The sequence below is a fragment of the Rhizobium sp. UBA1881 genome, from assembly GCF_002338015.1.
Classification (GTDB): domain Bacteria; phylum Pseudomonadota; class Alphaproteobacteria; order Rhizobiales; family Rhizobiaceae; genus Rhizobium.
In genome coordinates this window covers 20,747-27,322 of sequence record NZ_DDHH01000211.1, presented here as the reverse complement: position 1 = coordinate 27,322, position 6,576 = coordinate 20,747, and the positions used below count along the sequence as shown (strand labels likewise).

Genomic DNA, 6,576 nt, shown 5'->3' with positions numbered 1-6,576 from the left:
CGAAGGCGCGGATGCCTTCGGCGAGCTTTTCGGTCGCCATGGCGTCTTCGTTCATCATCCAGCGGAAGGTCTTCTCGTCGACGGCGATCTTGGAGATCGGCTTGGCACCCTCGGGCGACAGCTTGCGCTCGAGCTTGCCCTGGTCGTTGGAGAGTTCGTCGAGCAGGTTCGGCGCGATCGTCAGGCGGTCGCAACCGGCCAGTGCTTCGATCTCGCCGGCGCTGCGGAACGAGGCGCCCATGACGATCGTCTTGATGTCGTTGGCCTTGTAATAGTTGTAGATCTCGCGGACGGAGATGACGCCCGGATCTTCCTCAGGCGTGAAGTCCTTGCCGGTCGACTTCTTGTACCAGTCGAGGATACGGCCGACGAAGGGCGAGATGAGGAACGCCTTGGCGTCGGCGCAAGCGATCGCCTGGGCCTGCGAGAAGAGCAGCGTCAGATTGCAGTCGATGCCTTCCTTCTGCAGGATTTCGGCGGCGCGAATGCCTTCCCAGGTGGAAGCGAGCTTGATCAGGATGCGATCCTTCTCGATGCCGCGTTCCTTGTAGCCGGCGATGATGCCGTGAGCCTTTTCAACCGACGCCTTGGTGTCGAAGGAAAGGTCGGCGTCGACTTCGGTCGACACGCGGCCGGGAACGAGCTTGGAGAGCGCTGCACCGACGGAAACGGCGAGACGGTCGGCAACGGCGGAAGCAACGGCTTCAGAATTGCCGCCCTGCTTCTTGCCCCAGGAAACGGCTTCCTTGATCGCGTCGGCGAACATCGGCGTGCCGAGTGCCTTCAAAACGATGCTCGGGTTGGTCGTGCAATCGACCGGCTTCAGGCGGGCAACGGCTTCAATGTCACCGGTGTCGGCGACGACGGTGGTGATCTCGCGGAGTTGGTCAAGCTTGGATGTCATGGTCACGTGTCCTTTTGACTTGAGCTGCGAGCCGGAGCACTTGAGGCCCGGCGAATGAGGTGATCTACGGATTGCCCGTACTGTCTTTGAAGTCGCTGTCTGTGAAATCGTGCCCGCGCGTTCGGCTTACATCATAAACGTCGGCGAGTACCCCATCGTTCCCGTCTCGGGCTGCCGCAACGAAGACGTCCAAGGGCAATCCAGCCCCGGCGCAAGACCGCTGCGATTTGCCATATGCCCGCACAGTGCCTCCTACAATGGACGGAACGACCAGTTACCAAGACTATCGCTATTCCAGGGCCATTATGTCAAGGACATTTGTGTATTTCAATTGACATAAGTGTCACACCGGTCATTATCGCGGCGACAAACCATGCCCTGTCTCGAGCAGGATCTAGGGCGCCTTTGCTTTTGGAGGAGATGTGGTCAAGCTAAAACGCGGCACGCACACCGCCTATTCGGAAGCCTCCTCGCTCAGACTGCGCGCTGCCTGGCTCTATTATAACCAGGGATTGACGCAAAAAGATGTCGCCGAGCAGCTCGGCATCAGCCGCACGACCGTCATTCGGCTGCTCGACGAGGCGATGAAGCGCAGCGAGGTGCAGATCTGGATCAACGATTCGATCGGCGATTGCGTCGAACTATCGGTGAAGCTGGAACGCGCCTACGGCCTGGACGAGGCGATCGTGGTGCCCGCCCCCGTCACTTCCGATCCGAATGCGCTGGCCAAGAGCGTCGGCCTGGCGCTCGGCCAGTTTCTGTCCGAAGCGATCCCCGACAATTACACGATCGGCGTCGGCTGGGGCCGCACCATGACGGCCTCGCTGTCGAGCTTCCGTCCGCCGCGGCGCGACAATTGCAAGGTCGTCTCGCTGCTCGGCGGCATCGTCGCGGTCCACCAGACCAACCCGATCGATTACACCTGGCGGCTCGCAAGCCAGCTCGGCGCCGAATGCTACATGTTCCTCGCGCCGCTCCTGGTCGATTCCACCGAGACCAAGCGCAACCTCATCGAAAAGTGCGGCCTCGACACCATCTACCGGCTCGCCGAGACGCTTGATCTCGCCATCGTCAGCTGCGGCGATATCGGCCCGCATTCGACCTCGCTGTCGGAGGGATGGATCTCCAAGGACGAGCTGCAGGAGCTGATCGATGCCGGCTGTGTCTGCGACACCATGTTCAATTTCCTCGACAAGGACGGTAACACGGTCGATCACTCGATCAACAGCCGGGTCATGTCCGTCGATCTCGATACACTGAAGAAGGCCAAGCACATCGTGCTCTCCTCCGGCGGCGCCCACCGGGCGGTTGCCATCAGCGCCACCATCAAGCGGATCGGCTGCAACACGCTGATCACAGACGAGAGCGCCGCTCGCGCCCTGATCGAGCTCGCCGAAGCCGCCTGACGCATCGGGCGCATCGGGCGCATCGGCGACATATGGCATCATCCAGACGCCGGTCATTTGCGTAGACGCTGCATGACCAAAGCCGCAGACAATGCCTCCACCGACCACGCGGAAAGCCCAACCGGCAGGTTTATCCTGGCCGGCCTCTACATGATCGCCGGCTGGGCGCACCTGCTCTTCCCAGCCGCGTTCCTGTCGATCACCCCGGATTGGGTTCCCTTCCCGGCCGTGGTGATCGCGTTCACCGGCCTGTGCGAAATTGCCGGCGCGATCGGCCTGACGACTGAACGGTTACGCCGCTCGGCCGGTATCTGCCTGGCGCTTTATGCCGTCTGTGTGTTCCCGGCCAACATCAAGCACGCCATCGACGATCTCGGCTCGACCACGGCCGCCTTGGGCTGGTGGTATCATCTGCCGCGCCTCGCCCTGCAGCCGGTCATCGTCTGGTGGGCACTGCTTGCCGGCAAGGTGACGCGCTGGCCATTGCCGGCGTCGCACTGAGCTCGGCGCAGCGGACGGAACTGAAACGGCTCGACACGACGCAAATTGCCGGCGCATGATCGTTGTGCGTCAAACCGCCACGTCGTACGCGCCGGGCCATTTGATAATAGCCAAGGGAAGAACTGGCCGTGGGGGCACAGTCAGGAGGCAAGATTTGTCGAAGCGTAGCTTTTCGTTTCCCGTAGCCGATGTCCGGGCGCGCGCGCTCGGCGAAATCCATTCGCGCCCCTATACGCTCATCCCTGTCTCCCGCGTCATCTTCCAGGTCGCCTTCCTCACCGAGGCCAACTTCGTCGCCGACCAGGCGATCCTGAAGGCGCTCTCGCTTGCCCAGGGTGTTCCGGCACCCGCCGCAGACACCAGCCACCACACGATGAGCTGGGGCAGCGGCACGCTGCGCTGGGAGCGCCACACGGAATTTTCGACCTATTTCTGGGACACGCCGGCGCCGGCGGAATTCGGCGCCGAAATCCCCGTCAATCCCTTCGGCGCCAGCTTCGCGGCACCGGGCCCCTTTATCTCCGGCGTTCGCATCGAGATCCGCCCCGATAGCGAGGATGTCGCCGACGTCATCGCCAATTTCGATCCGACCAGCCTCTGCCAGAGCATGGTGGCCGACAGCCAGGCGACCGTGATCACCGATTTCCGCCAGGACGGCGACGGGCTGACCAAGTTCCTGGTGCTCGACCATGGCATGACGGATGGCGCCCGCGGCATGCTCGCCCAGCGCCTGCTCGACATCGAGACCTATAGGACGCTCGCCATGATGGGCCTGCCGCTGGCGCAGACGCTCTCGCCCGAGATCCGCCAGATCGAAACGAGCTTCACCGCCATCACGCAGGGCATGAAGCAGCATGCGCGCGCCGAAGCCGACGCCACGCTGTCGGAGATCACCCGCCTCGCCGCCGAGCTCAGGCCAATGCTGCCCTTAGCCTCTACCGCTTCGGCGCCAGCCGCGCCTATTACAACATCGTGCTCGAGCGCGTCGCCATGCTGGCCGAAAAGGCGCTCCCCGGCAACGAGACGCTCGGCGCCTTCCTGCAGCGTCGGCTGGCGCCCGCCATGCGCACCTGCCAGTCGGTCGAGGAGCGGCAGGCGGACCTGTCGCGCAAGCTCGCCCGCGCAACGGCCCTTCTGCGCAGCTGGATCGATGTCGAATTGGAAAAGTTCAACACCGAGATCCTAGCCTCGATGGATAAGCGCGCCCATCTGCAGCTGCGCCTGCAGCAGACGGTCGAAGGCCTGTCGGTCGCCGCGATCTCCTATTACGTCATCGGCCTCGTCGGCTATCTCGCCAAGCTTCTGCATGGCGTAGGTGTCGAGATCGCGCCGGAGACGCTGACCGGCGCGGCCGTACCCTTCGTCGTTCTCGGCGTCTGGCTCACCGTGCGCCGCATTCGCAGCAAGCACAGCGACGACCACGTCAAAGAGGCCAACCGCCCCGACGCGCTGAGCTGAGCTGATCCGAAGGGCCGGCAGCACGCTCACCTGCCGACCACTTTGCGCACGCATCTCCGCGTCCGGCCGAAGCGTCATATATCCTTCATGACACGCTGCTTATTTGGCGCCATGAGTGGCCTTGCCGTGCGTGCTTTCATGATATCGTCATGCGGCGCAAAGCAAGACACCTCCGCAAGCGTCCGAAGCGACAAATCTGAACAGGGATCGAGATGACCACCATGAGAGGCACGCCTTCAACCGACTGGCTCGAGGCCGAACTGGCCGATACGCTGGATGAAGACTATGAGCTCGAGCTCTCCGAGCCGGCGCTGTCCGAGGAAATCCGCAAGATCTACCGCAAGGCGCACCCGCCATCGATGCCGCGCATCGAATACTTCCGTTCGCTGATCGCGCTGCAGTCCGAGCTGATCCGCCTGCAGGATTGGGTCACCTATCACAAGGAAAAGGTGGTCGTGATCTTCGAAGGTCGCGATTCCGCCGGCAAGGGCGGCGTCATCAAGCGCATCACCCAGCGCCTCAACCCGCGCGTCGCCCGCGTCGTGGCGCTTCCGGCTCCGTCGGACCGCGAGAAGTCGCAGTGGTACTTCCAGCGCTATGTGCCGCATCTGCCTGCTGGCGGCGAGATCGTGCTCTTCGACCGCTCCTGGTACAACCGCTCCGGCGTCGAACGCGTCATGGGCTTTGCCGACGAGGATCAGGTCGAGCAGTTCTTCAACGACGTGCCCGAATTCGAGCGCATGCTGGTTCGCTCCGGCATCCGCCTCGTCAAATACTGGTTCTCGATCACCGACGAAGAACAGCAGCTGCGCTTCCTCGTGCGCATCCACGATCCGCTGAAGCAGTGGAAGCTGTCGCCGATGGACCTGCAGTCGCGCATCCGCTGGGAGGCCTACACCAAGGCCAAGGAAGAAACCTTCGCCCGCACGAACATCCCGGAAGCCCCCTGGCACATCGTCGAAGGCAACGACAAGAAGCGCGCGCGCCTCAACTGCATCGACCATCTGCTCTCGCAGTTCCCCTATGAGGATGTGCCGCACGAGGAGATCGCCTTGCCCGAGCGCGTGTTCAACCCGGATTACGAACGCAAGGTCCTACCGCCGGAGTTGTACGTTCCGTCGAAGTATTGATTGGAAACGTCGGCGGGTGAACTGTTGATTGAATAGAGCCGCTGGGCGGGTGAGGCCCCCTCATCCGCCTGCCGGCACCTTCTCCCCGTTGGGGAGAAGAGACTTGGGAGCGGGCCGCTCGCTCCATCTCCCCTTCTCCCCAGCGGGGAGAAGGTGGCCCGAAGGGTCGGATGAGGGGGCTGCTTGCTCCACCCTCGCGGGGCTACCCCTACCCCAACATCTCCGCTTCCGCCTTCAATCCAAGCAATGCCGCCCCAATCAGCCCCGGCTCCACGCGGCATTCGCTGCGCACGACCAGCGGTCGGTCGAATTTGCGCAGGATGCGCTGGCGCACCGCCTTGTCTAACTCATCCAGCAGCGGCTCCACATTGGAAAGCCCGCCCGCAACCGGCACGATGGTGGCGCCGGTGATGTTGACGGTCAGCGCCAGAGGAGAGGCGAGGAGGTCGATGTAGACGTCGATCGTGCGGGCGGCTTTTTCCTCGCCGCCCAGCCACTGGCCGATGATCTCCTCGCTGGTGAAGTCGAGGCCGTGGAGGGTCTTGTGCAGGCGTTCCATGCCGCGCGCGCCGCCGACGGAATCGACGCAGCCGCTCTGGCCGCAGCCGCAGGCAAAATGCGGGATTTCGACCGGCGGGTGGCCGGCGCGCAGTGCCGCGATCGGGCCGTGGCCCCATTCGCCGGCAAAGCCGCCCGCCTCGTTGATCAGCCGGCCGTTGGCGATCACGCCGCCGCCGACGCCGGTGCCGAGGATGACGCCGAGCACGATGCGGTGGCCGCGACCGGCGCCGAGGCCGGCTTCGGCCATGGCGAAGCAGTCGGCGTCGTTGGCGACCAGCACCGGCACGCCGAGTTCTGCCTGGAGATCGGCGGCGATGGTGCGCTGGTGGATGCAGGGAATGTTGGCGCAGGTGAGCAGCTGCGTATCGGGATCGACGACGCCGGCGATCGAGATCGACAGCAGCGTCGGCGTGCCGCCGGCTTCCGCGATGAAGGTTCTGAGCGTATCGACGAAGGCGCCGAAATCATCGAGGGGGGTCGGGCGGCGGCCGAGCGGCGTGATCTCGGTTTCGGAAAGGGCAACGCCGCCCTTGATCGCCGAGCCGCCGATGTCGAAGGAGATGATCATTCGTATTCTGCTTGTTCCAAACGGTTAGAATCTGCTCGCACCGTTCGG

At 63.6% G+C, this 6,576-nt stretch carries 5 protein-coding genes and 1 pseudogene; 4 read left to right on the top strand and 2 right to left on the bottom strand.

Annotation, left to right across the window (positions count from 1 at the left end; all coding sequences use genetic code 11):
- A partial coding sequence (gene tal, locus B3605_RS25500) for a transaldolase (RefSeq protein WP_296436837.1) occupies nucleotides 1-904 on the bottom strand: 904 nt, incomplete at its 3' end.
- Between the two features lie 422 nt (nucleotides 905-1,326).
- Between tal and B3605_RS25495 the strand changes: the two genes are divergently transcribed.
- The 4 genes and pseudogenes from B3605_RS25495 to ppk2 all read left to right on the top strand — a co-directional run bounded on the left by B3605_RS25495 (nucleotide 1,327) and on the right by ppk2 (nucleotide 5,399).
- On the top strand, nucleotides 1,327-2,310 hold the full coding sequence (locus B3605_RS25495; RefSeq protein ID WP_112944197.1) for a sugar-binding transcriptional regulator: 984 nt from the start codon (nucleotides 1,327-1,329) through the stop codon (nucleotides 2,308-2,310).
- A 72-nt stretch (nucleotides 2,311-2,382) separates the two neighbouring features.
- Nucleotides 2,383-2,811, top strand: a complete 429-nt coding sequence (locus tag B3605_RS25490; protein ID WP_112944198.1) for a DoxX family protein — start codon at nucleotides 2,383-2,385, stop codon at nucleotides 2,809-2,811.
- A gap of 154 nt (nucleotides 2,812-2,965) precedes the next feature.
- Nucleotides 2,966-4,269 (top strand): annotated as a pseudogene (locus B3605_RS25485) (DUF3422 family protein).
- Nucleotides 4,270-4,481: 212 nt separating this feature from the next.
- Nucleotides 4,482-5,399, top strand: coding sequence for a polyphosphate kinase 2 (gene ppk2 / locus B3605_RS25480; RefSeq protein WP_018902013.1), 918 nt, complete (start codon nucleotides 4,482-4,484; stop codon nucleotides 5,397-5,399).
- 208 nt (nucleotides 5,400-5,607) lie between these two features.
- On the opposite strand, the gene B3605_RS25475 is transcribed toward ppk2, so the two are convergent.
- Nucleotides 5,608-6,528 carry an ROK family protein gene (locus B3605_RS25475; RefSeq protein ID WP_112944200.1) on the bottom strand — a complete coding sequence of 307 codons (921 nt, stop codon included), beginning with the start codon at nucleotides 6,526-6,528 and terminating at the stop codon, nucleotides 5,608-5,610.
- Nucleotides 6,529-6,576 lie beyond the last annotated feature (48 nt).